Genomic DNA, 26701 nt, shown 5'->3' with positions numbered 1-26701 from the left:
CGCATGGCGGCGGATCGAACCGGAAGCGGGTCTGCCAGCAGGCGCAGAGGAGGGGAGACCCGGCTCAGGACGCCGCCCAAAGCTTTCGCGCCAGACTTCCCCAGCGTTGGGGGAAAGGAGACCGAGATGACCATTTTTGCCGCCCGCAAGATCACCGTTGCCGCGCTGATCTCCGCCGCATTTGCCCTGTCGGCCTGTTCCACCGATCAAGCCATCGACAACAGCGTCGGCGTGGCTTCGGGCACCGCCAAGGTGGTGGCCAAAGGCGCGGTTGGCGCGGGCAAGCTGGCCTACAAGGGCGGCCAGGCGGTTCTGGGCTCCGGCAGCTGAACCAGCGGCCCGCACAGGAAAAGGCAAAGCGCCCGCCGGGAGGAACCGGCGGGCGCTTTCAGATTTTGTTCCGTGGAGCGCCGCGGCTCAGCGCAGCGCGGCGGCCATCTGGCCGGACAGTTCCGCCAGCGCCTGCGTCATCGCCTGGGCCGTAGCTGAGGGCCCCTCGCCGCTCGCGGGGACGGTGATCTCGAAGCGGCGCAGAAACTCCCGCAGCGTGTCTTCGGGCGAGGACACGGCGTATTGCCCCGTCAGCACGAAAATCCCGCCGGCCTGCTGGTGCGCCTGATCGATGCGCACGTCGATGCGCGCGTCCGGCCCCTCGTTCAGCGGCCAGGGCTCGACCGCGACCTCGGCGGTGCTGCGTTCGGCAAGCCCGCGGGCCAGTGCGGCAGTGATGCCGCGTGCCGGGTCATCGGCCCAGACCGCGTCCGTAAGGGTGAACAGCGCGCCGCCTTCGCCCTCGGCGACGATCTCCACCGCGGCGGCATAGGCGGGCAGGGAGACCAGCCGCATCTCGACCGTCTGCGCGCGTACACGCTGCTTCTCCGCGCCCGGAGCGGCCGTGATCAGATAGCGGGCGTCGTTGGAGGTGCCGCAGGCGGCCAGCAGGGTTGCGCAAAGCAGCGCCAGCAGGCTGTGTTTCATCATCATCTCCCAAAGAGCAAGGAATTCGGGTCGCGTTCGAGCTTGCGGGCGAGCTGCGATACCGCGCGGGCCGCGGCCCTCACCTCCCGCAGCGCGTCGCGGGTTTCACTGTTGAAGCTGGAGCGTGCGCCATAGGCAGAGACCACGCTTTCGGCCTGAGCGACCAGTTGGTTCAGCCGGGCGGAGAGGGCGGGCAAGCCTTCGGTGGCGGCAGCGACCGAATCCGCGGCTTCCCGGGCCGAGGCCATGGTGGCATTGGCGTTCTCCACCGCGCCGCCCTCGCGCAGCTCCGCCAGCGCGGCACGCACCTGGTCGAGCGCGCCGTTCACCGACGCGGGCAGCGCGCGGGCCGCCTCAGTGCCGATCAGCGCATCGGCGCTGTCCAGGAGCTGGCGGGCCGATGCCACCAGTTCCTCCGCCTCCAGCCCATTGGCCTTGGCGGTGAGCGCGCGCAGGTCCGTGATCAGCGCGGGCACCTCGTCCGATGCCTCGGTTACACCCGCGGCGGCGCGGCGGGCTTCCTCGAATGCGGCGGAGAGATTGGCGATGGCGCCGCTCTCCTGCACCGCCGCGAGCGTGCCGCGCAGATCCGCCACTGCGGCGCGCAATTCGCCGGGCAGCGCCTTGGTCTCCGGGTCGGCCACAAGAGCGCGGGTTTCCTCCAAGAGGGCAACGGCAGCGGCGGGCGTTTCGCGCAGGCTGTCCGAGGCTGCCAGCGCCTCGACGCTTTCCAGCGTGCGGATCGCCTGCGCTATCAGTTCTTCCACCGGCAGCTCCTTGATGCGCTCCAGCACGCCTTCGGCGGTGGCGGTGAAATCCGGCAGGTCGGAGGTCACGGTGGGCAGCGCCGGAAACGGCTCGGCTTCGCGGTCAAACACCGCAGGCTGAGCGTCCTCCAGCGTGGCAAGCTCGACGATCAGTTCCGAGGTGAAAAGGCCGGCCGCCGCCAGCCGGGCGCGCAACCCGCCCCCCACCGCCTGGTCGAGGTAGTCCAGCACCTCGGCCTCGCCCGCGCCGGGCGGCAGCCCCATCAGCGCCGGCTCCAGCTGCAGGCTGGCGATCAGCTGCAGCCCCGCGTCCCCGTTCTCGTTCTGGACCACGGCGTTCAGGCTTTCGACCTCGCCCACGCGCACGCCGCCCAATTGCACCGCGGCGCCGGGTGCGAGACCCGCCACCGACTCGCCAAAGGCGGCCGAGACCGTGACCCCGCCGGTCAGGGTGCGCGCAAAGGCGGTGCGCCGTGCCGAGGCCTCGTCCGCGTGGATGTCGAAGACAGTGCTGTCGCCCACCGGCTTGCCGCCGTCGAAAACAGTGTCGAACTCGATGCCGCCCGCCACCAGCGAGGCGATGCTGTCGACGTCCAGCGACAGCCCGCTGGCGCCGATCGAGACCGAGAAGCCGGAAGTGTCCCAGAACCGGGTGGCGGAGTTGATACGGCGGTCGTGCGGCGCTTCGATGAAGGCGTCGACCACGATGTTCTTGCCGCTCACCGTGAGGCGCGGCTGCTCCAGCCGGCCAACTTCGATGCCGCGGAACAGGACCGGCGCGCCTTCGGAGATCATCTGCCCGTCCTCGGTGCGCAGGGTGATGCGGCGGCCCTGCTTGCCGGGCTGCGCCAGCGGCGGCCGGTCGGTGCCTTCGAAACGGGTCTGCGCCACGCCGGGCTGATCGTCCCACCCGCCTTCGATGTAGACGCCGGAGAGAACGGTGCTGAGGCCCGAGATGCCGCGGGTGCTGACCTCGGGGCGGACTATCCAGAAGGTGGCGCTGGAATCCAGGTAGGGGGCAACGTCCTGGTTGATGCGGGCGAGCACAACCACCGTGTTGAGATTGTCGCCAAAGCCCACTTTCTCGACCCGGCCAACCACCACGTCGCGGAAGCGCACCGTGGTTTCGCCCGCGGCGATGCCCTCGGCGCTGGGGAAGGTGATGCTGATCAGCACGCCGCGCTCGGAATAGGCCTTCCAGGCCACGCCCAGCGAGACCGCCAGTGCCAGCACCGGCACCAGCCACACCAGCGACAGATTGCGCCAGATGGAGGGCTTGGGGCCGGAGGTCTGCATTCTGGCGGGCTCAGGTGTGCTCATGCATAGTCTTTCTCTTCGGCATTCCAGATCAGCCGCGGGTCGAAACTCTGCGCTGACAGCATGGTAAAGGCAACCGAAAGCGCAAAGCTGACGGCAGCCGGGCCCGGGTTCACGGTGGCGGCAAAATCGAGCTGCACGAGTGCTGCCAGAATGGCAACCACAAACACGTCGATCATCGACCAGCGGCCGATGAACTCCACCGCCTCATAGAGCCTCATCCGCCCGTGGCGGTTCAGCGTGCCGGGACGGCGCACCGAGATCGCGAGATAGGCGATGGCGATGAACTTGGCGATGGGGATCAGGATACTCGCGGTAAAAACCACCATCCCGACCCCGTAGGAGCCTTGATCGAACAGCTCCACCACGCCGCCGATCAGCGTGTTCTCGCTGCTGCGGCCCAGGGTCGAGGTGCGCAGCATCGGATAGATGTTGGCAGGAATATAGGCGATCAGCCCGGCCGCCATCCAGGCCCAGACCCTCTGCAGGCTGGTGCCCAGATCGGCTTCCAGGCGGCTGCCGCAGCGCAGGCAGGCCTTGCTGCCCGCCGGGCTCACCCCGCCGCAGGCGCGGCAGCCGAAATAGCCGGCCTGGCGCGCGGTCAGGACCGGCGGCGTTTGTTCAGGGTTTTCCATACCGTAAGCCTGCAAATGGAACTGTCGGTGAGCACTGTGACGCCGAGAAGCGCCGCGAAGGCCCAGAAGGCCGGGCCCAGCTGCACGGAGGCAAGACCTGAGATTTTCACCAGCGCCACCGCCACCCCGGCAATGAAGATTTCGGCCATTGCCCAGGGCTTGATCCGCTCGGCCCAGCGGTAGGCGGCGGCGGCATGGCGCGCAGGATGCCAGCCAAGCGCCATCGGCGCCAGCACGTAGATGATCGCGAGGTAGCGCGCCGCGGGCAGCAAAACGATCAGCAGCGTCACCGCCAGCGACAGCGGCGCCATGAAGCCGCCGGAAAAAGCCATCACCGTGTCCAGCACCGAGGCCTCCTGCGACATCCCTTGCGCGCGCAGGCCGAGAAAGGGAAACAGCACCGCGGCACCGATCAGGATCAGCGCGGTGAGGCTCAGCATGGTGATCCGCGTCATCGCGCCCGATTTTGGCGCCGCCAGAACCGTGTGGCAGCGGGCGCAGCGGGCGATCTGGTGCGGGGGCACGTGTTCTTCCAGATGCAGCGCGTCGCAGACCGGGCAGGCGGTCAGCTCATCTGGGTTCCAATCCGGCAGATCCGGCATCCGCTCCTGTCCTTTCCGCGCCGCGCGCCGCTCCGCATTCGGAGCGGGCGCAGGGCTGCTGTGAAAGCTTTGGCAAAGATTTGCGGCGGGAACAATGCCTTGGTGAGGCGCAGACGGCCGGCGCGGTGCTGCCGGGTCAGGTGCAGCACCGTCTCGCCCTGTCCGCCGGGCACAAAGGGCAGGAAGGCCTCCGGCAGCGGCGCGATGGCGGCGGCCCAGATGGCTGGGATGAAGACGGCACCGGCCGCAGCCAGTGGAGCAGCCCGGCCCCCAGGGCGGCGATGCAAATAGAATTATGACGGCGGCGCAGCTTCATCCCGCCAGCTTTTACCGAGACAGAAAAATGGAAGGCCGCAGCCTTCCATCCCTGGTCTCAGTCCGCATCGGCGGCGCCTTCGGCGCGCAGCCGGGCGCGGCGGGCGCGGTAGCTTGGCAGCACCACCAGGATCACCGCCAGCGCCAAGAGCCCCATCGTCATCGGGCGCTCCAGGACGAAGCCAATCCCGTCATAAAGCTGCATGGAGCGCGCGAAGTTGTCCTCCAGCATCCGGCCGAGGATGAAGCCGATCAGCAAGGGCGCCAGCGGGTAGTCGGCAAAGCGCAGCACGGTGGCGCAGATGCCGAGGCCCACCAGGATAAGCAGCTCGGTCGCGTTGTTCTGGCCGATGTAGGCCCCCATCAAGGTGAAGAACAGGATGAAGGGGATGAGGTAAGTGCGCGGCACCGCCAGCACCTTGGCGATATAGGGGATCAGCGGCAGGTTCAGCACCAGCAGGATCACATTGCCGAGATACATCGAGATGATCACCGCCCAGAAGATCTGCGGCTCGTCCACCATCAGCCGCGGACCGGGCGAGACGTTCAGCGCGATCAGCGCGCCCAGCAGGATTGCGGTTGTGCCGGAGCCGGGAATGCCCAGCGTCAGGAGCGGCACGAAAGATCCGGTGCAGGCGGCGTTGTTGGCGCTTTCCGGAGCGGCCAGGCCTTTGACCGAGCCCTTGCCGAACTGTTCCTGCTCCGCTTTCGGGGCGATGTTGCGCTCCACCGCGTAGCCCAGAAACGACGCGATGGTGGCGCCCGCACCCGGCAGCACGCCGATCAGGAAGCCCTGGATGGACTGCCGCCCGATCACCGGAGCGATCGCCTTGGCCTCTTCCCGGGTGATGCGCAGGTCCTTGATCTCGCTGCTGCCGCCGCCCGATTGCGAGCGCGCGGGGTCGAGCACCAGATACATCGCTTCGGGCAGGGCGAACATCGCCATCGCGAGCGTGATGAAGCCGAAGCCCGACTGCAGGTCCATGATACCCATGGTGAAGCGCGGCATGTTGAACAGCGCGCCCTCGCCCACCGTTGCCATGACCAGGCCGAGCAGCGTCATCAGAAGCGCCTTGCCGACTTGGCCGGAGCCCGCAAAGGCGGCAATCGCCGACAGGCCCACCACCATCAGCGCGAAGTATTCGGCCGAGTGAAACAGGAGCGCCACCGTTGCCAGCGCGGGCGCGAAGATCATCAAGAGGATCGCGCCGATGGTGCCGCCCGCAAAGGAGGAGATCGCCGCCACCGTCAGCGCCTTGCCCGCCTTGCCCTGGCGGGTCAGCGGGTAGCCGTCAAAGGAGGTCGCCACGGTGGAGGCGACGCCCGGCGCGTTGATCAGGATCGAGGAGGTGGAGCCGCCGAAGATGGCGCCATAGTAAACGCCTGCGAGCAGGATCAGCGCGGCTGAAGGATCGCCGAGCGACACCGCGACGGGGATCATGATGGCGATGATCGACATCGGCCCCAGCCCCGGCAGCATGCCGATGAAGGTGCCGATCAGGCAGCCGCCGATGACCATCAGGAGGTTGGTGAGGGAAAAGGCCGTGCCGAGGCCGATCAGGATGCCTTCGATCATGTCAGCCTCCGTTTGTGATGAATGCGGGCCAGGGGCTGAGGAAGATGCCGAGCACCTCCTGCACCAGGTACCAGACCGCGCCCGCGGCGATGGCCGCGACCGGCAGCAGGACATGCAGCTTGCGCTCGCCCAGGATCATCGCGCCCGCCACCAGGAAGCCCAGCGTCGAGCCGACAAAGCCCAAGGGGCGCAGCAGCAGCGCGTAGGCCGCCATCAGCCCGAGCAGCAGAAGCGCCTGGCCCAGCTTGTACTCGGTGAGGCGGCGGTAGTTGATCTCCATCGGCTTGGGCTCGCCCGCGCCCTTTTCGAAGCCCAGGAGCACGAAGAGCGCGGTCAGCACCGTCAGCACCGACAGGATCTTGGGGAAGCTGCTGGGCCAGACCGGGTTGCGTTGCATGAACGGCGGCAGGCTCGCGTCCATGGTGAAAAAGGCGGCATAGCCGTAGGCGAGGCTGATCAGCAGCACGGCCAGCGCGATCCAGCGGTCAAGAGCCATCATGCCCTCCGGAAGATGTGGTTGCAGTGGGACGGGCAGGGGGCTCTGCCCCCGCCGCGCCGGGCGCGGCGTCCCCGGGATATTTTTAGCCAGAAGAAGGGACGGGGCACCAGGAACAACAGCCGCGCGGCTGACGGGCACCGCCCTGGCGTCTTCTTCTGGCCGGGAAATATCCCGGGGGTGCGGGGGCAGAGCCCCCGCGTGCCGGCGCTGGCTCAGAGGAAGCCGAGCTTCTTCATCAGATCGCCGATCACCTGTTCCTGTTCTTCCAGGAAGGCGCGGAAATCCTCGCCCGAGTTGTGGATGTTGACCCAGCCATTGCGGGCGCGCACCTCTTCCCATTCGGGGGTGTCATACATCTTGGCGAGCGCGGTCTGGTAGGCCGCGAGCTGCTCTTCCGGAAGTCCGGGGGCGGCAAAGAAGCCGCGCCAGTTGACGAAGGTGGTGTCGAGCCCCTGCTCCTTCATGGTGGGGGCATCGGGGTAGCTGTCCACCCGCTCGTCCGCCGTCACGCCGATGATCTTCACCTCGCCCGCGTTGGCAAGGTCGATCGCCTCGGAGAAACCCGTCGACAGCGCCGCGATCTCGCCCGAGAGCAGCGCCGCCATTGCCTTGCCGCCGGCGTCATAGGGGATGTATTTCACCGCGGTCGGATCCTCGCCCGCCGCTTCCATCACCATTGCCGCCACAAGGTGGTCCATGCCGCCCGGAACCGAGCCGCCGCCGACCGCGGTGCCGCGCGGGTCGTCCTTGTAGGCGGCCAAGAGGTCCTCCATCGAGTTGATCGGGCTGTCCTTGCTGACCACCATCGCGGCGTAGTCGCCGATGGTGCCCGCCACCAGGGTGAGGTCGCGGAAGTTCTGCGGGAACACGTCGGTCAGGGAGCGGATCACGATGGGGGTGGAGTTCACCATCAGCGTGCCGTGGTTGCTTTCGGCGTTTTCGATCAGGTAGCCGATCGCCTTGCCGCCGCCGCCGCCGGACATGTTTTCATAGGATGCCTTGCCCACCAGCCCGGCCTCCGTCAGCGCCTCGCCGGTGCCGCGCGCGGTGCCGTCCCAGCCGCCACCGGCGCCGCCGGGGATCAGGAAGTGGATGCTGTCGGCCACCTGCTCTTCGGCCCACGCCGGGGTCGCAAACGCCAGCGCCGCCGCCGTGGCGGCCAGCGCCGCGCGGCGGGTCAGGGTCCATTTGGTCATTGTTGTCCTCCCATTTGACAAAACGCGGCAGGGCCGCGCATGACTGGTATGAAGCACGGCAAGCTGACACAAACCTGTCACGTGCGTCAGCAATGGGGGATCGGACATGCGTTTCCTGCTGGTCGAGGACAACGAAAGCCTCGCTGCTGCGGTTGTGGACCGGCTGCGGCTGGATGGCCATGTGGTCGATCACGCCCCCGATGTGGTGACCGCGGCGGCCTTTGACGGGGTTGCCGACTATGATCTGATCCTGTTGGACATCATGCTGCCGGACGGTGACGGGAGGGCTTTCCTGAAGAGCCACCGGGCACGCCGGAAAGAGACGCCGGTGATCGTGCTGACCGCGCGCTCCGAGGTGTCGGACCGGGTGGGTCTCCTGGATCTGGGCGCCGATGACTACCTTACCAAACCCTTCGACTTTTCCGAACTGGAGGCGCGCTGCCGGGCGGTGCTGCGGCGGCGCGGCGGCGGCAGCTCCAACCTGCGCCAGTTCGCAGACCTCACCTTCGATCCGATGGCGGGCACCATCGCCAGCGGCGGCAAGGTCATCGCGCTGCGCAACCGGGAACTAAGGCTGCTGGAGGTGCTGCTGAACGCGCCGGGGCAGATCTTTTCCAAGGCCAAGCTGGTGGACCGGCTGTTTTCCTACGAGGAAGACGTCTCGGAAAACGCGATCGAGGTCTATGTGGGCAGGCTGCGCAAGCATCTGGCGGGGTCCGGCGTGGAGATCACCACGGTGCGCGGGCTCGGCTACCGGCTGACGGTGGCATGAGCGCAGGCGTCAACGTCAGCGGCTCGATCCGCCGCCGCCTGCTTTTGCAGCTGGTCGGCAGCGCGGCGCTCCTGGCGGCGCTTCTGTTCTTCACCATGCTGGGCTTCGTGCGCACTCTGGCGGGCGAAAGCCACGACCGGATCCTGCTCGCGTCGGCCACCTCGATCCTCGACACTGTGGCGGTGCAGGCGGGGAAAATTACGGCGGATCTGCCTTATGCGGCGCTTTCGATGCTGGGCAACGTGAGCGATGACCGCGTGTTCTACCGGGTGACGGGGCCAGAGGGCGTGCTCACCGGCTATGCCGATCTGCCGGTGGGAGAGGCGTCGGCCCGGCCCGGCCAGCCGGTGTTCGAGACGGCGGAGTACAAGTCCGAGAGCATCCGCGCGGTGAGCGTGTCGCGGCGGCTGTCCTTGGAAGGCGCGCCTGCGCTGGTGCGGGTGTCGGTGGCGCAGACGCGGGCCGGGCAGCAGGCGCAGCTTGCGCGGCTGTCGCGCTCGGCGCTCATGCTCGGGGCGGGGTTCTTCGTGCTGGCCTCGGCGCTGGCGGTGTGGTCGGCGCGCTCCAGCATCACGCCGCTCAGGTCGCTGACCGAGGCGGTCTCCCGCCGCGGGCCGAAGGACCTGCGCCCGGTCTCCCGCCCGGTGCCGGCCGAGATGGCGCCGCTGGTCGCTTCGCTCAACAGTTTCATTGCGCGGCTGCAGACCTCGCTGGCCCGCTCGGAGGATTTCATCGCCGAGGCCGCGCACCGGGTGCGCACGCCGCTGGCCACGGTGCGTGCGCAGGCGGAGGTCACGCTCTTGCGGGTGGAACGGGAGGAGAACCGGGCCGCCCTGCGCGCGATGATCCGCGCCATCGACGAAAGCTCGCGCGCGGCGGGGCAGCTCCTGGACCACGCCATGGTTACCTTCCGCACCGACAGTCTGGAGCGCGAGGAGGTGGCGCTGGCGGCGCTGGCGCGGGAGCTGGCGGGCCGGCTGAGGCCGACCGCGGCGATGAAGGACATCGCTCTGCATTTCGAGGCCGCGGGCGATATCCGCGTGCCGGGCGATGCCATCCTGATCCAGAACGCGGTGCGCAACATCCTGGACAATGCGATCAAGTATTCCGGGCACGAGGCCGATATCTGGCTGCGGGTTGCGGCGCGGGACGGGCTGGCCTGTGTCACCGTGGAGGATGAGGCGGGCGGCTTCGGGGCTGCGGATACCGAGGCGCTGACCGGCCGGTTCGTGCGCGGGGCCAATGCGGGCGGCACTATCGGCTCCGGCCTTGGCCTCACCATCGCGCGCGAGGTGGCGGAGGCGCATGGCGGGCGGCTCACGATCGGAAACAGCGAAAGCGGAGCGGGCGCATGCGTTACCTTGTCCTTTCCCTCGTCCTGAGTGTCTTTCCCTGGCTTGGGGGCCAGGGCCAAGCCTTCGAGACCGAGGAGCGCCGCTGGATCGGTCCGGAGGACGGCCGTGTGCTGCGGGTGATTTCCACCACCGACACCGCGATCCTCGCGCCGCTGATCGAAAGCTTCCTAGCGCGCCAGCCGGGGGTGGCCGTCGACTATGTGGTCGCGAACAGCAGCGAGGTGATGAAGGCGGTGTTGGAAGGGGAGGAGCGGTTCGATGTGGCGCTGTCCTCGGCGATGGATCTGCAAACCAAGCTTGCCAATGACGGCTACACCCTGCGGCACCAGTCCGCCGCGACCGCGCGGGTGCCGGACTGGGGCGAGTGGCGCGGGCATGTCTTTGCCTTCTCGCTGGAGCCTGCCTCCTTCGTGGTGAATGCGGGTGCTGTCGAAGGCCGGGAGATGCCGCGCAGCCGCCGCGACCTCATCGCGCTTCTGCGCGCCGCGCCGGAACGGTTCCGCGGCAAGGTCGCCACTTACGATGTGACACTCAGCGGTCTGGGCTATCTGTTTGCGACCCAGGACGCGCGCACCTCGGAAAGCTACTGGCGGCTGATGGAGGTGATCGGCGGGCTGCAGCCGCAGCTCTCCTGCTGTTCCGGCCGGATGATCGAGCGGGTTGCGGCGGGGGAAGCGCTGGTGGCCTACAACGTGCTCGGCAGCTACGCCCGGGCGCGGCGCGACCTGGCGGAGAAGATCGTGGTGATCGACCCGCAGGACCACACCCATCTGATGATGCGCTCGGCTGTGCTGTTGAAAGGCGCGGCTGAGCCCGCGCTGGCGCGCGCCTTTGCCGATCACCTGATCAATGCCGCCTGGGTCTATCCGCCGCCGCCGGAATACCCGTTCCGCCCGCCCGCCGCTGCGCTGGCTGCCGCGCCGAGCTCGCATAGGCCGATCCAGCTGGGGCCGGGACTGCTGGTGTATCTCGACGAGCAGAAACGGCAGCGGTTCCTGGCGGAATGGCTCAGCGCGGTGAGGCAGCGCTAGGCCGCGCTGCCGTCGCGGGCTGGAGGGCGCGAAGCGCTGCCCGCGCCTAGGAGGCTCAGGCTTTTGCGCCGGTGAACTGCGCCAGCTCCACGCCGTCTGTCTCCAATGCGCGGCGGACCGCGGCGGCGATCTGGACCGCTTCGGCGGTATCGCCATGCAGGCAGATGGTGTCGATCCGCGCCGGGATGCGCTTGCCGCTTTCGGTGATGATCGCGCCTTCGCGCACCATCCCGGCCATGCGCTTGCCCGCAAGCTCCGCATCGTGGATCACCGCGCCGGGCAGGGAGCGGTCGACCAGGGTGGCGTCGTCGTTATAGGCTCGGTCGGCGAAGATTTCGCAGGCCATGGCGCAGCCCAGCTCCTCGGCCGCGGCCTGCTGGGCGGTGCCCGCGAGCACCATGATGATGATGTCCGGGTCGACCGAGAGCGCCGCCTCGTAGCAGGCCCGCGCCATGGCCTTGTCCTCCGCCGCCATGTTGGCCAGCGCCCCGTGCAGTTTCAGGTGCCGCACCGCGCCGCCCGCCGCGCGGGCCATCGCCTGCGCTGCGCCCAGCTGGTAGCGCACCAGATTCTGCAGCGAGCCGTGCGGCAGGCTCATCCGGCGGCGGCCGAAGCCGTGCAGGTCGGGAAAGCCCGGATGCGCGCCGATGCCGACGCCTTTCTCCAGTGCCCGGCGCATAGTGTCCGCCATCACGTCCCAGTCGCCCGCGTGAAAGCCGCAGGCCACGTTGGCGGAGGTGACGATCTCCAGCAGCGCCTTGTCGTCGCCCAGTTGCCAGGCGCCATAGCCTTCGCCCATGTCGGCGTTCAGATCGACCTTCCGGACCATCATGTTCTCCCTTCTCAGTCTTCGTAGCCGGCGGTGACGCCGCTGATCAGTTGATAGGACAGCAGATCCGGGATAGTGCGCGGATCGCGGATCAGGGGGCGGGCGGCGCTTGGCAGCCCGGCCCGCATCTTGGCATCGGCGCGCTCCAGCTCCACCGCTTCCTCCAGTGAGACAAAGGCAAAGCGCAGCGCCGCACCCGGAGCGGCCTGCGCGAGCCGTGGCAGGTCGCAGGGCAGCACCGTTCCGATGCGGGGGTAGCCGCCGGTGGTCTGGCATTCGCTCAGCAGCACGAAAGGCGTGCCGTCGCCGGTGATCTGGATGTCGCCGGGCACGATGACCTCGGACAGCACGGTGCGGCCGCCTTCGGCCGGGAACTCCTCGCCACCGGACTCCAGCCGCACTCCCATCCGGTTGCCGCGGGCATCGCGGCGGAACCCGGCGGCCTGGAAGCGGTCGCGGGTCTCCTGCGGGAACAGGTGGGTCTGAAAGCTTGCGACTATGCGGATGGTGCCGCCGCCGAAGCGGTCACTTGGCGTGAGGCAGAGGCTCGTGGGATCGCCCGCGTCGGCGCCGATCGGCAGCGTGCCGCCCGCCTGCAGCGCCCGGCCCACGCCCGCCGAGATATGCGCCGACTGTGCGCCGAGCATCTCGGGCGCCTGCAGCCCGCCGCCGAAGGAAAGATATCCATAGGTCCCGGTCAGGGCGGCGCCGATGGTCAGCCGCGCGCCTGCGGGCATCAGGTGGCTGGCGTTCCAGGCCAGTTTCACCCCGTCCAGTGCCGCCTGCATCGGCGCGCCGGTAAGGGCGATCCTGGTGTCCTGGCTTACCTCGAACTCGCCGCCCATGCCGGCCATTTCAATGGCGGCCGGACCCGCGTTGCGGCCCAGAAGTGCTGCGGCCTCTGCCAGCGCCAGCCGGTCGGCAGCGCCGCCGCGCGACAGGCCGGAGTCGAGCCAGCCGCTGCGGCCCTGGTCCTGCACGCTCACTCCCGGCCCGGCGCGGTGGATCTTCAGATGATTGCTCATGTGACCACCTCGCATTCCGCGCCGCCGCGAGGGTCGCTTTTCATCGCCTCCAGCTTGGCAGGCTCGGTGGGCACGAATTGCACCTCATCACCCGGACGCAGCAGGAAGGGATCGTCCGCTTCCGGGCGGAACAGCTTCATCGCAGTCTGGCCGACGTGCTGCCAGCCGGTGGGGGTGGAGACCGAAAACAGAACCAGCTGCCGGATCGCCACTGCCAGCGCGCCTTCGGGGATGCGGCGGGTGAGCTGGCTCTGGCGCGGGATGTCCCAGGCTTCGGGCAGCTCGCCCAGGTAAGGCTGGCCGGGGGCAAAGCCGATGGTCTGCACCCGCATCCGGGCGCCGGAGAGCGAGGCAATGGCCTCCTCGGCGGTCATGCCCGCGGCCTCGGCGGCCTGTTCCAGCTGCGGCGCAAGATCGGTGCCGAAGACTGCCGGTATCCGCCAGAACCGCCGCCCATCGGGCAGGCCGGCGTGGTACCAGTCCTGCTCCTTCAGGAGCGCCTCGAGCCTCGATCGCAGCTCCGCGTGGGCAAGGTGCAGCGGATCGAACCGCAGGTAGGCGGAGACCAGCGAGGAAGAGGTCTCCTCCACCCCGTCCCAGCCTGCCGCTTCCAGTGCCGCGCGGAAGGCGAGGGCCGCGCGGTTGGCCGGTTCCGACAGGGTGTCGGCGAAGCTGACGAGGAACCCGTCGGCGCCGGCAGTGCGGACCGCGGGCCATTGTGGTTTGGTGTCAGGTTGCATGGTCCCCCCTCACATCTGCGCGGGCAGGTAGGTCACGATCGCGGGGAAGGCCACGATGATCACCAGCGCCAGCAGCATCAGAAAGAAGAACGGCAGCGCCGCTTTGGCGACGGTCAGGATGTCGCGCCCGGTCAGCGATTGCAGCACGAAGAGGTTGAAGCCCACCGGCGGCGTGATCTGCGACATCTCCACCACGATCACCAGGAAGATGCCGAACCAAAGCGGGTCGATGCCCGCCTCCAGCACCATCGGCATGATCACCGAGGCGGTCAGCACTACTACCGAGATGCCATCGAGGAAACAGCCCATGATGACAAAGAAGATGGTAAGCGCCGCCAGCAGGGTGAAGGTCGACAGCCCCAGCGAGCCGATCCACTCCGCCAGGATGCGCGGAATGCCGGTGAAGCCCATCGCCACGGTCAGGAAGGAGGCGCCTGCCAGAATGAAGGCAATCATGCAGGAGGTGATGGTTGCGCCCATCAGCCCGTCGGCGAAGCTCTTGCGGGTGAGCGTGCCGGAGCTCCAGGACAAGAGCAGTGCCAGCACCACGCCAACGGCGGCGGCATCGGTGGGCGAGGCAAGCCCCGCGTAGATCGAGCCGATCACGCCGCCGATCAGCAGTGCCACCGGCAGCAGGCGGCGGGAATGGTGCAGCTTTTCGCGCAAGGTCGCCTTCATGTCCTCCCGCGGCAGGCGGGCGCGGTGGATCAGCGCCCAGATTACCACGTAGCCGACAAAGAGGCCGACCAGCAGGATGCCCGGAAGCACCCCGGCGACGAACAGCCGCGCGATGGATTGCTCGGTGGCGACGCCATAGACGATCAGGATGATCGACGGCGGAATGAGCAGCCCCAGCGTGGCAGAACCGGCCAGCGTGCCGATTACCAGCTGCTCCGGGTAGCCGCGGCGCGACAGTTCCGGGATCGACAGCTTGCCGACGGTGGCGGCCGTCGCGGCGGAGGAGCCGGAGACCGCAGCAAAGATGCCGCAGGCAAAGACGTTTACATGCAAGAGCTGGCCCGGCAGCCGGTTCATCCAGGGTGCCAGCCCGGTGAACATGTCGTCCGAAAGCCGCGAGCGGAACAGGATCTCGCCCATCCAGATGAACAGCGGCAAGGCGGCCAGCGCCCAGGAGTTGCTGTGGCCCCAAAAGGTGGTGGCCATTACCAGCCCCAGCGGCGCGTCGCTGAACAGCGCCATGGCGGCGATGCCGACGCCAAGCAGCGAGAAGGCCACCCAGAGCCCCGCGCCGAGGAACAGGAACAAAAGGACCAGCAGGATGATGGAAAGCGTTGCGATGGTCATAGCCGGTCCTTATTCGCTCAGGAGGTTGTCGCCCTTGCCCTCCCAGGAGGGCAGGGCACCGCGCATAAGGCCGATCAGCTCGTCCGCCAGCGCAAGGGTCAGGATGGCGAGGCCGAAGGCAACCGGCAGCTGGGGGATCCACAAGGGCACCGAGACCATGCCCGCGCTGCGGTCGCCGAACTCATGCGACTCCAGCACCAGGAGCGCCATGTACCAGGTGGCGTAGCCGCTCATCAGCAGCGCGATGAAGGTAACGGCCATGTCGGCAAATCGGCGCGGGCGGACCGGCAGCTTGCCGGTCAGCAGCGTGACCCGGATGTGGCCGCCCGCGCGCAGCGCATAGGCCAGCGCCAGGAAGGTGGACGCGGCGAGGAAGAAGCCGGTGAAATCTGAGTAGGAGGGGATGGTGAGCCCGGTGCCGCCGCCAATCAGCGCGGCGGAGACCTTGTCGGCCACATTCAGGCAGACCTGGGCAAAGACCAGCGCCACGATGGCCAGGATGAACAGCGCGGCCAGGCCGCCCGCTGCCCGATAGATGAAATCAAGACTGCGCCGCATCGGCTTTCCTCCCCTATGTGATGCGGCCGGGCGCGCCGAGGCGCCCCGCGCTTTCGGTTACTGCAGGTAGGCGTCCAGCAGGGTCTTGCCGGGCGCGCCCGCCTCGGCGGTCCAGTCTTCCAGCATCTTGAGGCCGATTTCGCGCAGGCCCTGCATCAGCTCCTCGGAGGGTTCGACGACGTTGATACCGTTTTCCTTCAGCACCGCGACCTTGGCGTCGGTTTCTTCCTTGCTCATCTGCCAGCCGCGGGCTTCGGCCTCTTTCGCGGCGTCCAGGATGGCGGTCTGGGTGGCTTCATCCAGACGGCGGAAGGCGCGCTTGTTCACCACCACGATGTTCTTGGGGATCCAGGCCTGGATGTTGGTGTAATGGGAAAGGAAGTCCCAGGCCTTGGAGTTGGCGCCGGTGGAGGGCGAGGTGATCATCGCTTCGACCCGGCCGGTGCTGAAGGCCTGCGGGATGTCCGGCACTTCGACCTGGGTCGGCGCGGCTCCGGCCAGGGCGGCGAATTTCTCCAGATTTGCATTATAGGTGCGGAACTTCAGCCCGGCGAGATCGTCGAGCGAGGTGATCTCCTTCTTGGTGAACAGGCCCTGCGGCGGCCACGGCACGGCGTAGAGCGCCATCAGGCCCTGCTGGTCCAGCAGCCCGTCGATCACGTCCTTCTGCGCGGCCCACAGGCGTTCGGCATCGTCATAGGTGGTGGCGAGGAACGGCAGCGAGTCGGCGCCGAAGACCGGGTTGTCATTGGCCAGCAGCGACAGGAAGAACTCGCCCGCCGGGACCTGGCCGCTGCGCACGGCCTTGCTGATCTCGGGGTGTTTGAACAGCGAGCCGGCCGAGTGCACCTTGATCTCCAGATCGCCGCCGGTGGCTTCGCTCACGCTCTTGGCGAACTCGTGGATGTTGGCGGTGTGGAAGGTGGCGTCCGGATAGGGCGTCGGCATGTCCCAGGTCGCGGCCTGGGCCTGAATTGCCAGGCCCGCAATAGCGGCAATGGCGCCGCCAAAGTAACGAATCATCTTCATGGTTTCCTCCCGTGGAATATTTGTCACTATTTGCTGCCATAACGTTTGCAAAATGTCAACGTTACGTCGGTTTTTCGTCTAATGGCGCGCGGCGGCCGCCGCAGTCTGCCCGATTGCACGCAAGGCGGGGGCCGGGCGGGAAGTCCGCCGGCATGACTGTCTATGTAGCACAATCTGCGCGCATTATCGCCCGCCGCTCGCAGGCTGCGGGCAGCGCCGGACGGCCGGGGCGTATCAGGTGGCGGGAATGCCCCACCACCGCAGCGTCTTGTCGAAGTGATGGCGGATCGCGGCGGCCGCGCGGTCTCCGTCGCGCGCCTCCAGAGCGGCGATGATCTCCAGATGCTCTTCCATCGCCGAAACGATACGGTCGGCCAGGAAGGGGCGCTGGTTCTGGATGATGGCCACCCGGTTGCGGTTCTCCGCGTAAAGCTTTGACGCGAGGCCAGATTCCAGCCCCTCGGCCAGCGCATCATGCAGAGACAGGTCGGTGGCGATCGCTTGCTGCTGCAACTCGGGCGAGACGCCGCGGGCCGCGGCATCGCGCAGCCGCTCATGTGCGTCGCGCAACTCCGCCAATGGCAAGTCGTGGCCCTTTGCGGCCAGTCGGCGCGCGCCCTCGCAGTCGAACATCGCGCGCAGGTCCAGGCATTCGCGCGTCACCTCGGGGCCCGCATCCATCACCATCACACCGCGCTTGGGCAGCACCGTCAGCAGCCCGCCCGCCTCGGCCCGTTTGACCGCATCGCGCACCGCGGCAAGCGGCATCTCCAGCTGCTCCACCAGCATCGGCATCGACAGGAACATGCCGGAGCCAAGCGTGCCATCGCGCAGCTGTTCCACCAGCGCCCGGAAGGCGCGCCCGGCCTGGAGCTCGGCCGTGGCGGAAGTGCGGAGCGGTTTGGTGGCAGTGAATCTGGTCATCTGGCGCGGTCCCTGAGCCCTGATAAAAGGCCGTTATTTTCAAGAATAAGCTAAAGGAGCTTTCGACTTTTGGCGAATGCCCGATGACTACAATAGCAGCTAACATATTACCTGCAATACCGGAGGAAGTCAGGTGCCCGGCCTCCTTGAGCGGGTCCGGGTAATGGGAGGAAGTAAGATGCAAACGATCACCGCCGAAGGCGTCCACGAGAACGAGGACGCGCTGCGTCCGGTCACGGCTGAAGAGAAATCCTGGGGCTGGTTCGCGATCTTCAATGTCTGGGCCAACGACATCCAGTCGCTGTTCGGCTATTCGCTGGTTGCCTCGCTGTTCATCTCTTATGGGGTCAGCGGCTGGACCGCCTTTGCCGCGCTGATCGTCGCGGGGCTGATGGTGATGTTCCTGGTGAACCTCTCGGGCGCGGCAGGAGAGCGCTACGGCATTCCCTACCCGGTCTTTGCCCGCGCCAGCATGGGCACCTCCGGCGCCAAGCTGCCCGCGGTGCTGCGTGCCACGGTGGCGGTGTTCTGGTACGGGGTGCAGGTCTACTTCGCCTCCACCGCACTGGCGCTGCTGATCCGGTCGCTCACCGGGATCACCGGCGGCGCCGAGGTTCTGGGGCTGACCGGCATCGACTGGCTGTCCTTCGTGCTGGTCTGGGCCTTCCACATCATGATCTTCTGGCGCGGCATGGGCTGGGTCGAGACCTTCCTGAACGTGGCCGGCCCCTTCGTCTACGCGGTGATGATCGGCCTGGTGATCGTGCTCTGGATCAAGTCCGACGGCCAGCTGCTGTCGCAGGCACAGACGATCTTTGCCAATCCGGACGCCACCTGGGGCACCGAGTTCTCCGGCTTCATCGCCATTATCGGCACCATGGTTGCCTATTTCGCCGCGGTGATGATCAACTTCAGCGACTTCTCGCGCTTTGCTAAGGACAAGAAGGCGATGGTGCGCGGCAATCTGGCCGGTCTGCCCTTCAACATGATCCTGTTCTCCGCCCTGGCGCTCCTGACCACGGCCGGTGCCGCGGTGGTCTACGGCGAGAAGATCATCAACCCGACCGAGATCGTCGGCCGCACCGACAGCGTGATCCTGGGCATCATCGCCGCCATTACCTTCTTTGCCGCCACCGTCGGCATCAACCTGGTGGCCAACTTCATCCCCGCGGTGAACGGCATCGCCAACCTGTCGCCCAGCCGGATCAGCTTCCGCACCGCGGGCATGATCACCTCGGCCTTCGCGCTGGTGATCGGCGGGTTGTGGACCAGTTTCATCAGCCAATTCGGCATCGGCGGCTTCGTCAATACCCTCGGCGCGACGCTGGCGCCGCTCTACGGGATCATGATCGTCGACTACTATATTCTGCGCAAACAGGAGCTGAAGCGCGACGATCTCTACAACATGCAGCGCGGCCTCTACCACTACGGCAACGGCTGGAACGAGCACGCGCTGGTGGCCTTCGGCATCGCCGCGGTGTTCTCGGTCGCCACCGTCTGGGTGCCGGTGCTGAGCCAGCTGGCCGGTTATGCCTGGATCATCGGCGCCATGCTGGGCGGCGCGATCTTCTACTTCCGCAGCGCCGCTGCTCTCCGTCAGGCCGCCTGAACCGGCAGCAAAAAATGAATAGCGGCCCGGATGCCCCGCGCATCCGGGCCGTTTTCTGTATGCCGGGCCGGCGGTGCCTACTCCGGCAGGCTTCGGTAGAAGCGGGCAAACAGCGCCTCCAGCGCCCGGTGAAGGCGACGCCGAGGCTGTCGCGGCGGGTGAAGTCGAAACGCGTTGGAGGCTCCGGCACACCCGATAGCGGCCGGGGCAGGCCGCCCGGGGGCACATGGGCCCCGATCTCCTGATAGATCCGCTGCCAGCTCCAGCTGCCGCTCAGTGCGAAATAGCGGCCCGAAGCGTTCGGATCGCGCCAGGCGGCCAGCGCCATCGCGGCGAGATCTTCCGGGCTGGTCAGGGACATCGCCCCGCGCGGCACAGTCTTGTGCCAGCCGGGCCGGCCCCCGCGCAGACCGGCCAGGAAGCTGAGGACATGGCCCTCCAAATGCGCGGTCAGCAGCGCAGGTGCGACCATCATGCTGGGCAACAGGACGCACAGCCGCTGCCCGGCTGTCTCCGCAAATTCCGTGGCTGCGGCCTCCATCGCGGTCTTCTGGGCTTGCGCGTATTTGCGCGCGCTGATTTGCCCGGCCAGCGAGGAGCGGTCGCGCAGCTCCTGCTTTACCGGCACGGGGGCGGGCGGTTCGGCGGAGGCGGTGCTGGAGCACAGGATCACTGTCCCGACCCGCTGCCGCGCGGCCGCGCGCAGAATGTCGAGGCAGCCCTCCTGGGCCGGGGCGATGAACTCTGCCCAGCCGCGCCTGGGTCCGAGTTCTGCCGCGGGGGTACCGTCCTGTGCCCGCCGCACGGCGGGGAAGCAGGCGATGAAGACCGCGTCCGCCCCGGCGAGCGGAGCGTCGAAGCTGGCGCTGTCGGCGGCATCGGCCGGGAACAGCTGCAGCCGCTCCGCCGCGCCGGGCAGGGCCATCAGCGCACCGGTTTTTGCCCCGGCGGTCAGGGTGCGGAGCGTTCCGTTCACCCGGCACCCCGCTGCCAATGCAGCGCGCACCGCGTAGGCGCCCGCCAGGCCGCTGGCGCCGGCGATGCAGATGGTCTTGCCGCTGAGGCCCGTCAAGTGATCCGTCACCGCATCCGTCATCGTGGCGCTTGCTCCCGCCTCTTGCATGGCAGGAGCATCCTGCCCTGAGGGGCCAAGCAATGCTTATCGAAAATCCTGAGCCCGGCCCTCAGCCCCGCTGCCTGTTCTGCGCCTCAAGAAACCTGAGGGGGGAGGTCCGAATAAACGATTGGAGCACAGCCCCGGTTTCGGGGTGATCTTGCAGGTGAACGGCTCAAGCACCGGATCTGGCAGGAGGAATACTCATCATGCAGCAGATGGAACCGCGTATCCTGAAAAGCTTTGTGGGGGGAACCTGGCAGGCGGGCTCCGCGCAGCAGGAAGTGCTGCTGCATGCGGCGCTTGGCCACCCCCACGCGGTGCTCGCGGGCGCCGCGGAGGACATCGCCGAGGCGGTGCAGTGGGCCCGGAAAAGCGGCGGCCCGGCGCTGCGGCGGCAAAGTTTCCACGCCCGCGCCCGGATGGTGAAGGCGCTTGCCAGGTTCTTGCAGCAGCACGGCGCCCGGCTTTACGGCGACAGCCTGGCGGCGGGGGCCACCGGGCGCGACGGCAGGCTGGATATCGAGGGCGGTATCCAGACAATGCAGGCGGTGGCCTCGGCCGCGGTGCGGGCGCTGCCCGATCAGCCGGTGCTGCAGCGGGAGGAGCGCGGCGGCGCGGTGCAGCGCATCCTCACCCCGCTGCCCGGGGTGGCGGTGCAGATCACATGCTACGATTCCCCGGTGCGCGACGCGCTGGACCGGATCACCCCGGCGCTGATCGCGGGGGTGGCTTGCATCCTGCGCCCGGCCCGCGACACCGCCTTCCTGGCCGAAGCTCTGGTGCGGCTGATCGAGCAGTCGCAGCTGCTGCCGCTGGGGGCGCTGCAACTGGTCCACGCTCCCGCCGAAGACGTGCTGGCGCAGCTGGGCCGCGGCGACACGGTGACCTTTTCGGGCCCGCGCGCAGTGGCACGGCGGCTGCGGAGCCACCAGGCGGTGGTCTCGGGCCGGGTCACGTTCCAGGCCTGCGCCAGCGGGCTGAGCGCTGCAATTCTTGGCGCGGACGCGCTGCCGGGCACCGCGGCGCAGACGCTGTTCCTGCGCGACGTGGTGGAGGAAATCACCGTGAACGCGGGCCAGCGCCGCGGCGCGGTGCGGCGCATTCTGGTGCCGCGGGGGCTGGAAGAGCAGATCACCGCGGCCCTGGCGGCGGAGCTGCACGCGCTGCCGGTCGGCCTGCCCGGCGATCCGCACAGCCGCATGGGCGCGCTGGTCTCCTTGCGCCAGCGCAATGAGGTGCGCAGCCGGATTTCCGCGCTGTCCGGCGAATGCGAAATCGCCGCAGGCGCGCCCGGGGACGTCCGGCTGCATTCCGGCGATGCGGAACGGGGGGCGTTTCTGAACCCGGTGCTGCTGCGCTGCCGCGACCCGCAGCAGGCCGAGGCCGTGCACCGCATCTGCGTGCGCGGCCCGGCCGCGACGATGATTGCCTACGACAGCCTGTGCGACGCATTTGCGCTGGCCGCGCGGGCGCCCTGCGCGCGCGGGGCGGCGATGTACAGCGATGATGCCGCCGCTGCGCGTGAGGCCGCAGTCTGCCTTGCCGCCGCGGGCGGGACGGTGCGCATCCGCGGCGGCACGCCGCCGGACGGGGAGCGGGACGCGGGCCTCCTGATGGCGGCCGGCGATCCCGGCGCGGCGCCGGACCTGGACGCGCTGCTTGACCCCTATCTGACTGCCACCGACCTGGACGGCCCGCCGCAGCTGCTGGCAGCGCTCACCGGCCAATGGATCGAGGGCGCGCCGGCGCAGGAGGGCACGCATCCGTTCCGCAAACCGCTGTCCGAGCTCTGCACCGGCGACCGTTTCGTGACGCCTGCGCGTGAAATTACGCGGGAGGACGTGGAGCAGTTCGCGCATCTGACTGGCGACATCTTCTATGCCCACATGGACGAGGAAGCCGCCCGCGCGCATCCCTTCTTTGGCCGCCGGGTGGCCCATGGGCAACTGGTGGTGGCCTTCGCCAACGGGCTCTACGTCGACCCCGGCCCGGGCCCGGTGCTGGCCAATACCGGCACCGACAACCTGCGCTTTCACGCGCCGGTCTACTTCGGCGACCGGCTGCATGTGCGGCTCACCTGCAAGAGGATCTCTCCGGCCTCCGGTGCCGGGCACGGCGAGGTGCGCTGGGACTGCCGCGTGCTGAACGGGGCCGGGCGCTGCGTGGCAAGCTTCGACCTGCTGACACTGGTGGCCGCGCACTGGCCGCCGCAACCCCCGGCCGACCCGCTTCCCGAAACCCCGAAGACCGACCATAAGGACCTTGTGACATGACCTCTGCCACCCCTGCGGGGAAACCCCGCATCCTGATTGGTGTTACCGGCTCGCTCGACAGCACGCTGCTGCCGCTCTACCTGCGCGAGATCAAGAACACGATCGATTGCTCGCTCACCGCTCTGTTCACGCCCACCGCCACCAAGTTTCTCAACATGGACAGCGCGGCGCTGTTCGTGGACCGGCTGATCTGTGGCGACAGCCCCAAGGACTGGGCCACCGACAAGCCGGGCAAGATCGCGGCCGAGCACGATATCCTGGCGGTGCTGCCCGCCACCGCCAATACGCTTTCCGCCGTAGCCTGCGGCTCCTCGCTGAACCGGCTGACCACGGTGGTGCTGGCAGCGGAGTTCCCGGTCCTGTTCTTCCCGGTGATGGGCGGGCCGATGTGGAGCAAGCCCTCCGTGAAGCGCAATGTCGCGCGCATCCGCGAAGACGGATATGAGGTTTTCGAACCGGTCTGGCGGGAGAATTTCGACCCGCTTCTGAACAAGATGCACGGCCACCAGTCGCTGCCCGAACCGGCTAAGGTGGCGGCGATCCTGAAAAGCCGCCTGCCGCAGCCGGGCTGACCTCCGCTTTCCGCTTCCCCCCGGTTCACTGCCTGCCGCGCGTGTCCCCCGCGGCAGGCTTTTGTGTTTCCGCTCAGAACGCCGCGGGCTGGCGCCGCAGCCGCACAAGCCGCGCTTGTGCCCAGGCGGCGAGGTAGAGACCCAGCCCGAAGGAGACATGCGACATCAGGCTTTTCAGCCGGGCGAAATCCGGGTCGGGCTTGTTGGACGCCATGAAGCCTGCGCCGGTGGCGGGCTGCATCACGAAGAAGGGGATCACCACGGTCACCACGCCGATGAGCAGCGCCGGCGCCAGCCTTGGGCGGCGCAGCTGCTCCTTGCCCGCCGCGGCCACGAAGAGTGCGGCAAACAGAACGCCGGTCAGGTAATGCGCACTCCAGCCGATCACGGCTTCACCTGCCACCGGCGCCGCCTTGCGCAGGCTTTCGTGCACGAAGGTGCCCTCCTGCATATGGCCGAGCCAACGGCCCACCATGGCGAAATTGCTTTGCGGAATACTGAACAGCCCCTCCGCTGCCACTGCCCAGACATCCATGAAAAGCGTGGCTCCCAGTCCCGTCAGCACGATCCGTGCCGCCAATTCCATCCGCTGTGTCAAGGTTTTGCTCCTTTGCTTGGGGATTGATCCGCGCGGGCGCAGCCCTGCGCGTGCGGGTTCAGCTTAGGGCAGGGCGGCCGGCGCTGGCCAATTCGATAAGTTGAGGAAAAACCAAGATTTTCCTGAGGGTTCAGAGCCCGTTGCGTGAGCCCGGCCCGGCAGGTGGAACGGTGATCGTCACGCTGCGCGAGAGGGCGCCGCGGCGTTGCGGACGGGCCAGCACGCGGTGGTCGCTGGCGCGCAGCGAAACCGTGAAACGGTGGGGGCCGGGCGCCAGGGGGCCCAGCGGGAAGAGCGGCTGATAGGCGGTTCCGATCTTCTCTGAGCCTTTGTAGACATGCGCATGCCCTGCGGGAGTCCCCTCCGGGAACAGGGCGCAAAGCCCGCTGAAGGTGAAGCCCGGAGCGGCGATCTCCAGATGCCAGCCGCCGCCCGCCGATTGCACCGCGGCCAGCGACAGTACCGGGCCGCCCTCCGGCAGCGTCACGAACAGCTGGCGCGGCAGCTCCCGCAGTGCCTGCGCTTGCGGCAGCCAGGCAGCGAGCGCGAGCAGCGGGCAACAGGCCGCCAGCGCGGCGGCTGCCGAGTGCCGCAGGGGACGGCGCGGCGGCATCCTCAGGCCCGCTCTGCCTGGCGCAGGCGGTTGCGCCGCCGGCCGGGGCTGCGGCCGCCATGCAGGACCAGAAACAGGCACAGCCCGTAGAGGTTGCCATGCAAGAGCGGCGACTCCTTCAAAACGATGGCAAAGAAGGTGAACGCGCCGATCAGGAACAGGGCGACGGGCCGCAGCAGCAGTCCCATCGCCAGCAGGACACCGGCCAGAAGCTCAATGCTCATCATGATCAGCGCTGCCCAGGGCTGCGGCAGGCCAAAGAAACTCAAAGCCCCGTGGTCAAGGATCGCGATCAGCAGGGTGGGCTGGAGGAACTTGACGCAAACCGCGATCAGTGCAAAGCCGAAGCCCGCAAGCACCTGTGCCGTGGTCCAGACGGCGTCCGACGCCGCCCCGCCGTGCACCTGTTCCGGCGCTGCAAACAGTGCATCCAGGCTAAGGCGGCCGCCGCCATAGTGCAAAAGCAGCAGCGCGGGTGCTGCGAAATGCGGCGCGTAGTACAGCAAAAAATCTGTCGGGAAGGCGCAGGCGCCCAGGAGCGCAAGCATAATCACCCCCAGGGCGGCGGCGCGCACCGCGAGGCCGGACAGCAGCAGGGCCGCGGCGATCACGGCGCAAGGCGCCAGCCATTCCCACCCGGGCGCGAGTGACAGCTGCATGTCCGGCACGAAGAGCGCCGGCTCGCTCCAGCGCCCGGTTCCGTGGCGCGGCAGACCGCCGAGCGCGTTGAGCCCGATGGTGAAGCCCAGCCCCAGCCGCAGGGCAAGCGGGCCGAAATCCAGGCTCGCGGCGCGCAGGCGGGCAAACACGCGCTCCGCCGCCGGCGGCTGGAAGCGCTCGGCCAATAACAGCGCTGCAAAGACTGCCAGCGCCGACGCCACCGCCACCAGCACCAGCGCCCGCCGGTCCAGAAACAGGGCAGGCACCGGGGCCAGGGATAACTGGTAGACCTCCTGGGGAGTCAGCAGCCAGGCCTCATGCGCGGCGGCTGGCGCGGCGCAGAAGAGGGCTGCGGCACATGTGAACAGGAAGGATCGGCAATCCGGTGTCACGGGGGTCACCCGGGGCTCAGGGAAAGTTGGCAAGCGCCAATCCATGCCGCCCGCTTTGTGCAGGCGGCATGGCACGCGCATCAGTAGGAGAGCTTGGAGGAAATTTCGCCCGGCTCACCCGGCGTGCACTCGGCGGTGCCGGCGCCGCTTTGCGGCTGCAGGGCGGTCTGCACGATATAGGTGCCGATCTGATGGCCCAGCATGTCGCCAACGGTGTTGGAACGGCGGTAGTGCACGCCGCCCAGGACCCGCGATTCTGCCTCCTCCTCGGCAAACTGGCGGAAGCTGGTGAAATCTTTCTCCAGTCCCTTGCCATTGGTGAAAGTGAAGCTGAAGCCGCCGTCTCCAAAAACCGACTCCATCACCTCCTGCGCGGCGCTGCCGCTGGTGCAGTGCTGGCAGGGATATTCGGGATGCATCGGCGCCGGGACGCGTGAGGACCAACGCGTGCCCGGGGCCAGATCGGGGTGGTCAAACCCCTTTCCAAGCGCCGCCATCGCGGTCTCCGGGCGCCAGAAGGCGTATTCATACTTGGCGTTGAAACCGGCCACCAGGGCGTCGGTCAGCGCCAGGTTCAGCAGCGCCAGCAGCCGGGCTTCTTCCAGGAGTTCGAGCCCGCAGCGCGCGCTGCCGCCGCGCGCGATCTGGTTCCAGGCGCCCGAGCCGGAGCCCGCGTGCAGCTTGGCAATGGTGATCACGTCGTCTGAGGCCTCCCGGGCGGCATCGCCGAGCTCGGCCACCTCGGCCAGATCGCGCTGGAACTGCATGCTGTCGAGGCCGGGCGGCGGCGGCACCGGGAAATGATCGGCGGAGGACAGTACAAAGGGCGTCATATGGCGGATCCGGGGCGCGGCCATCGCCCGTTCCGAGGTCGGCTGGTAGATACCGGGCGCAGCCTCAGCCGGGAAGAAATCGGCGGTGAAATCGGCGCCATCCTCCAGCCGCGCCTGAAGTACCGCTTCGGCGGCAGCGCTGCCAAGCGCGATGCCCTGTTCACGGAATTCCGGGCTGGGGGCGGCCTCCAGATGGCTGGCGGCGATTTTCTCCAGCGCCTCTGTGTGCTCCGGCATCAGGGTCTGCATCACGGTGAGCGCGGCCTGTGTCACCGCTGTCCCGCGCGCTTCGGCAGGACCGGGAGGGCCGTCATAGGCATAGGCCTTGTAGCTGCCGCCGGCCGCATTGGCTGCGTCGAACATCGCGGTGTGCAGGATCGCCAGCGCGCGCTGGCGCTGCGGCCCGGGCCATTTCGCCTGTGTGATCAGCTGCATCGCGGCGCCTTGCCACTCTGCCGCCAGTTCCGCCTTGGCGCCGCCCGCGCTCATCGCCAGGGCCAGCGCCGCGCTGCAGGCAATGCCCCGCAGCCAGGAAGTTTGTGCCGTCATCGTGTTACCTCGCAAGTCAGAAACACCTATAG

The 26701-nt window shown here is 68.0% G+C and carries 26 protein-coding genes; 7 read left to right on the top strand and 19 right to left on the bottom strand.

Translation table 11 applies throughout. The annotated features are described in order from the left end of the window. Positions 1-126 precede the first annotated feature (126 nt). Positions 127-330: a hypothetical protein gene (locus ACOHX0_RS07165; RefSeq protein WP_420675999.1), complete on the top strand. Its 204-nt coding sequence runs from the start codon at positions 127-129 to the stop codon at positions 328-330. 87 nt (positions 331-417) lie between these two features. Here the strand turns inward: ACOHX0_RS07165 and ACOHX0_RS07160 are convergent, their stop codons facing one another. The 7 genes from ACOHX0_RS07160 to ACOHX0_RS07130 all read right to left on the bottom strand — a co-directional run bounded on the left by ACOHX0_RS07160 (position 418) and on the right by ACOHX0_RS07130 (position 7885). Then, positions 418-978: a PqiC family protein gene (locus ACOHX0_RS07160; RefSeq protein WP_420675998.1), complete on the bottom strand. Its 561-nt coding sequence runs from the start codon at positions 976-978 to the stop codon at positions 418-420. A 2-nt stretch (positions 979-980) separates the two neighbouring features. Beyond that, entirely contained in the window at positions 981-3065 is a 2085-nt protein-coding gene (locus ACOHX0_RS07155) for an MlaD family protein (RefSeq protein ID WP_420675997.1), read from the bottom strand. Continuing rightward, complete coding sequence (locus ACOHX0_RS07150; RefSeq protein WP_420675996.1) at positions 3062-3697, bottom strand: paraquat-inducible protein A; 636 nt, start codon at positions 3695-3697, stop codon at positions 3062-3064. The genes ACOHX0_RS07155 and ACOHX0_RS07150 overlap by 4 nt, the downstream gene beginning before the upstream one ends. Further along, positions 3664-4299, bottom strand: a complete 636-nt coding sequence (locus ACOHX0_RS07145; RefSeq protein WP_420675995.1) for a paraquat-inducible protein A — start codon at positions 4297-4299, stop codon at positions 3664-3666. The genes ACOHX0_RS07150 and ACOHX0_RS07145 overlap by 34 nt, the downstream gene beginning before the upstream one ends. Before the next feature lie 373 nt (positions 4300-4672). Continuing rightward, on the bottom strand, positions 4673-6190 hold the full coding sequence (locus ACOHX0_RS07140; RefSeq protein WP_420675994.1) for a tripartite tricarboxylate transporter permease: 1518 nt from the start codon (positions 6188-6190) through the stop codon (positions 4673-4675). Position 6191: 1 nt separating this feature from the next. Then, positions 6192-6686: a tripartite tricarboxylate transporter TctB family protein gene (locus ACOHX0_RS07135; protein WP_420675993.1), complete on the bottom strand. Its 495-nt coding sequence runs from the start codon at positions 6684-6686 to the stop codon at positions 6192-6194. 215 nt (positions 6687-6901) lie between these two features. Then, entirely contained in the window at positions 6902-7885 is a 984-nt protein-coding gene (locus ACOHX0_RS07130) for a tripartite tricarboxylate transporter substrate binding protein (protein ID WP_420675992.1), read from the bottom strand. 106 nt (positions 7886-7991) lie between these two features. Here ACOHX0_RS07130 and ACOHX0_RS07125 point away from each other — a divergent pair, with 106 nt between their 5' ends. From ACOHX0_RS07125 to ACOHX0_RS07115, 3 genes are read left to right on the top strand one after another with little or no spacing between them, the layout of a single operon-like run. After that, positions 7992-8657: a response regulator transcription factor gene (locus tag ACOHX0_RS07125; RefSeq protein ID WP_420675991.1), complete on the top strand. Its 666-nt coding sequence runs from the start codon at positions 7992-7994 to the stop codon at positions 8655-8657. After that, the gene (locus ACOHX0_RS07120) at positions 8654-10039 is read left to right on the top strand and encodes a sensor histidine kinase (protein ID WP_420675990.1); all 1386 of its coding nucleotides are present in this window, start codon (positions 8654-8656) and stop codon (positions 10037-10039) included. Before ACOHX0_RS07125 ends, ACOHX0_RS07120 begins: the two co-directional genes overlap by 4 nt. Next, positions 10009-11043 (top strand): ABC transporter substrate-binding protein, encoded by a 1035-nt coding sequence (locus tag ACOHX0_RS07115; protein WP_420675989.1) that lies wholly within the window; start codon positions 10009-10011, stop codon positions 11041-11043. The genes ACOHX0_RS07120 and ACOHX0_RS07115 overlap by 31 nt, the downstream gene beginning before the upstream one ends. Before the next feature lie 55 nt (positions 11044-11098). Here ACOHX0_RS07115 and ACOHX0_RS07110 read toward each other — a convergent pair whose 3' ends face one another. The 7 genes from ACOHX0_RS07110 to ACOHX0_RS07080 all read right to left on the bottom strand — a co-directional run bounded on the left by ACOHX0_RS07110 (position 11099) and on the right by ACOHX0_RS07080 (position 17453). After that, a complete protein-coding gene (locus ACOHX0_RS07110; RefSeq protein ID WP_420676097.1) occupies positions 11099-11872 on the bottom strand; it encodes a LamB/YcsF family protein in 774 nt (257 codons plus the stop codon). A gap of 14 nt (positions 11873-11886) precedes the next feature. Continuing rightward, positions 11887-12897: a 5-oxoprolinase subunit C family protein gene (locus ACOHX0_RS07105; protein ID WP_420675988.1), complete on the bottom strand. Its 1011-nt coding sequence runs from the start codon at positions 12895-12897 to the stop codon at positions 11887-11889. After that, a complete protein-coding gene (locus ACOHX0_RS07100; RefSeq protein ID WP_420675987.1) occupies positions 12894-13637 on the bottom strand; it encodes a 5-oxoprolinase subunit B family protein in 744 nt (247 codons plus the stop codon). The genes ACOHX0_RS07105 and ACOHX0_RS07100 overlap by 4 nt, the downstream gene beginning before the upstream one ends. Positions 13638-13646: 9 nt before the next feature. Beyond that, positions 13647-14942 (bottom strand): TRAP transporter large permease, encoded by a 1296-nt coding sequence (locus ACOHX0_RS07095; RefSeq protein WP_420675986.1) that lies wholly within the window; start codon positions 14940-14942, stop codon positions 13647-13649. Positions 14943-14951: 9 nt separating this feature from the next. Beyond that, positions 14952-15500 (bottom strand): TRAP transporter small permease, encoded by a 549-nt coding sequence (locus tag ACOHX0_RS07090; protein ID WP_420675985.1) that lies wholly within the window; start codon positions 15498-15500, stop codon positions 14952-14954. A gap of 57 nt (positions 15501-15557) precedes the next feature. Further along, positions 15558-16529, bottom strand: a complete 972-nt coding sequence (locus ACOHX0_RS07085; RefSeq protein WP_420675984.1) for a TRAP transporter substrate-binding protein — start codon at positions 16527-16529, stop codon at positions 15558-15560. A gap of 234 nt (positions 16530-16763) precedes the next feature. Beyond that, on the bottom strand, positions 16764-17453 hold the full coding sequence (locus ACOHX0_RS07080) for a GntR family transcriptional regulator (RefSeq protein WP_420675983.1): 690 nt from the start codon (positions 17451-17453) through the stop codon (positions 16764-16766). 178 nt (positions 17454-17631) lie between these two features. Here ACOHX0_RS07080 and ACOHX0_RS07075 point away from each other — a divergent pair, with 178 nt between their 5' ends. Then, positions 17632-19062 carry an NCS1 family nucleobase:cation symporter-1 gene (locus ACOHX0_RS07075; protein ID WP_420675982.1) on the top strand — a complete coding sequence of 477 codons (1431 nt, stop codon included), beginning with the start codon at positions 17632-17634 and terminating at the stop codon, positions 19060-19062. On the opposite strand, the gene ACOHX0_RS07070 is transcribed toward ACOHX0_RS07075, so the two are convergent. Further along, positions 18992-20185: an NAD-dependent epimerase/dehydratase family protein gene (locus ACOHX0_RS07070; protein ID WP_420675981.1), complete on the bottom strand. Its 1194-nt coding sequence runs from the start codon at positions 20183-20185 to the stop codon at positions 18992-18994. The two genes, ACOHX0_RS07075 and ACOHX0_RS07070, sit on opposite strands and share 71 nt — an antisense overlap. Positions 20186-20385: 200 nt before the next feature. Here ACOHX0_RS07070 and paaZ point away from each other — a divergent pair, with 200 nt between their 5' ends. Both paaZ and ACOHX0_RS07060 read left to right on the top strand, forming a co-directional pair. Next, positions 20386-22452, top strand: a complete 2067-nt coding sequence (paaZ, locus tag ACOHX0_RS07065) for a phenylacetic acid degradation bifunctional protein PaaZ (RefSeq protein WP_420675980.1) — start codon at positions 20386-20388, stop codon at positions 22450-22452. Beyond that, positions 22449-23024, top strand: coding sequence for a flavoprotein (locus ACOHX0_RS07060; RefSeq protein ID WP_420675979.1), 576 nt, complete (start codon positions 22449-22451; stop codon positions 23022-23024). The genes paaZ and ACOHX0_RS07060 overlap by 4 nt, the downstream gene beginning before the upstream one ends. Before the next feature lie 73 nt (positions 23025-23097). Here ACOHX0_RS07060 and ACOHX0_RS07055 read toward each other — a convergent pair whose 3' ends face one another. From ACOHX0_RS07055 to ACOHX0_RS07040, 4 genes are all read right to left on the bottom strand, one after another. Beyond that, a complete protein-coding gene (locus ACOHX0_RS07055) occupies positions 23098-23622 on the bottom strand; it encodes a DUF2938 family protein (protein ID WP_420675978.1) in 525 nt (174 codons plus the stop codon). A gap of 130 nt (positions 23623-23752) precedes the next feature. After that, positions 23753-24235 (bottom strand): hypothetical protein, encoded by a 483-nt coding sequence (locus ACOHX0_RS07050; RefSeq protein ID WP_420675977.1) that lies wholly within the window; start codon positions 24233-24235, stop codon positions 23753-23755. A 2-nt stretch (positions 24236-24237) separates the two neighbouring features. Then, on the bottom strand, positions 24238-25287 hold the full coding sequence (locus ACOHX0_RS07045; protein WP_420675976.1) for a hypothetical protein: 1050 nt from the start codon (positions 25285-25287) through the stop codon (positions 24238-24240). Between the two features lie 80 nt (positions 25288-25367). After that, positions 25368-26669 carry a vanadium-dependent haloperoxidase gene (locus ACOHX0_RS07040; protein WP_420675975.1) on the bottom strand — a complete coding sequence of 434 codons (1302 nt, stop codon included), beginning with the start codon at positions 26667-26669 and terminating at the stop codon, positions 25368-25370. Between the last annotated feature and the right edge of the window lie 32 nt (positions 26670-26701).

Source organism: Cribrihabitans pelagius, assembly GCF_048820915.1.
Lineage (GTDB): Bacteria > Pseudomonadota > Alphaproteobacteria > Rhodobacterales > Rhodobacteraceae > Cribrihabitans_A > Cribrihabitans_A pelagius.
The sequence above is the reverse complement of the archived record's forward strand: the minus strand, read 5'-3'. Positions and strand labels throughout refer to the sequence as shown.

Bases quoted from the DNA above. Each gene is read 5' to 3' on its own strand.
- ACOHX0_RS07165 (WP_420675999.1), top strand. From the start codon at position 127: ATGACCATTTTTGCCGCCCGCAAGATCACCGTTGCCGCGCTGATCTCC.
- ACOHX0_RS07160 (WP_420675998.1), bottom strand. From the start codon at position 978: ATGAAACACAGCCTGCTGGCGCTGCTTTGCGCAACCCTGCTGGCCGCC.
- ACOHX0_RS07155 (WP_420675997.1), bottom strand. From the start codon at position 3,065: ATGAGCACACCTGAGCCCGCCAGAATGCAGACCTCCGGCCCCAAGCCC.
- ACOHX0_RS07150 (WP_420675996.1), bottom strand. From the start codon at position 3,697: ATGGAAAACCCTGAACAAACGCCGCCGGTCCTGACCGCGCGCCAGGCC.
- ACOHX0_RS07145 (WP_420675995.1), bottom strand. From the start codon at position 4,299: ATGCCGGATCTGCCGGATTGGAACCCAGATGAGCTGACCGCCTGCCCG.
- ACOHX0_RS07140 (WP_420675994.1), bottom strand. From the start codon at position 6,190: ATGATCGAAGGCATCCTGATCGGCCTCGGCACGGCCTTTTCCCTCACC.
- ACOHX0_RS07135 (WP_420675993.1), bottom strand. From the start codon at position 6,686: ATGGCTCTTGACCGCTGGATCGCGCTGGCCGTGCTGCTGATCAGCCTC.
- ACOHX0_RS07130 (WP_420675992.1), bottom strand. From the start codon at position 7,885: ATGACCAAATGGACCCTGACCCGCCGCGCGGCGCTGGCCGCCACGGCG.
- ACOHX0_RS07125 (WP_420675991.1), top strand. From the start codon at position 7,992: ATGCGTTTCCTGCTGGTCGAGGACAACGAAAGCCTCGCTGCTGCGGTT.
- ACOHX0_RS07120 (WP_420675990.1), top strand. From the start codon at position 8,654: ATGAGCGCAGGCGTCAACGTCAGCGGCTCGATCCGCCGCCGCCTGCTT.
- ACOHX0_RS07115 (WP_420675989.1), top strand. From the start codon at position 10,009: ATGCGTTACCTTGTCCTTTCCCTCGTCCTGAGTGTCTTTCCCTGGCTT.
- ACOHX0_RS07110 (WP_420676097.1), bottom strand. From the start codon at position 11,872: ATGGTCCGGAAGGTCGATCTGAACGCCGACATGGGCGAAGGCTATGGC.
- ACOHX0_RS07105 (WP_420675988.1), bottom strand. From the start codon at position 12,897: ATGAGCAATCATCTGAAGATCCACCGCGCCGGGCCGGGAGTGAGCGTG.
- ACOHX0_RS07100 (WP_420675987.1), bottom strand. From the start codon at position 13,637: ATGCAACCTGACACCAAACCACAATGGCCCGCGGTCCGCACTGCCGGC.
- ACOHX0_RS07095 (WP_420675986.1), bottom strand. From the start codon at position 14,942: ATGACCATCGCAACGCTTTCCATCATCCTGCTGGTCCTTTTGTTCCTG.
- ACOHX0_RS07090 (WP_420675985.1), bottom strand. From the start codon at position 15,500: ATGCGGCGCAGTCTTGATTTCATCTATCGGGCAGCGGGCGGCCTGGCC.
- ACOHX0_RS07085 (WP_420675984.1), bottom strand. From the start codon at position 16,529: ATGAAGATGATTCGTTACTTTGGCGGCGCCATTGCCGCTATTGCGGGC.
- ACOHX0_RS07080 (WP_420675983.1), bottom strand. From the start codon at position 17,453: ATGACCAGATTCACTGCCACCAAACCGCTCCGCACTTCCGCCACGGCC.
- ACOHX0_RS07075 (WP_420675982.1), top strand. From the start codon at position 17,632: ATGCAAACGATCACCGCCGAAGGCGTCCACGAGAACGAGGACGCGCTG.
- ACOHX0_RS07070 (WP_420675981.1), bottom strand. From the start codon at position 20,185: ATGCAAGAGGCGGGAGCAAGCGCCACGATGACGGATGCGGTGACGGAT.
- paaZ (WP_420675980.1), top strand. From the start codon at position 20,386: ATGCAGCAGATGGAACCGCGTATCCTGAAAAGCTTTGTGGGGGGAACC.
- ACOHX0_RS07060 (WP_420675979.1), top strand. From the start codon at position 22,449: ATGACCTCTGCCACCCCTGCGGGGAAACCCCGCATCCTGATTGGTGTT.
- ACOHX0_RS07050 (WP_420675977.1), bottom strand. From the start codon at position 24,235: ATGCCGCCGCGCCGTCCCCTGCGGCACTCGGCAGCCGCCGCGCTGGCG.
- ACOHX0_RS07040 (WP_420675975.1), bottom strand. From the start codon at position 26,669: ATGACGGCACAAACTTCCTGGCTGCGGGGCATTGCCTGCAGCGCGGCG.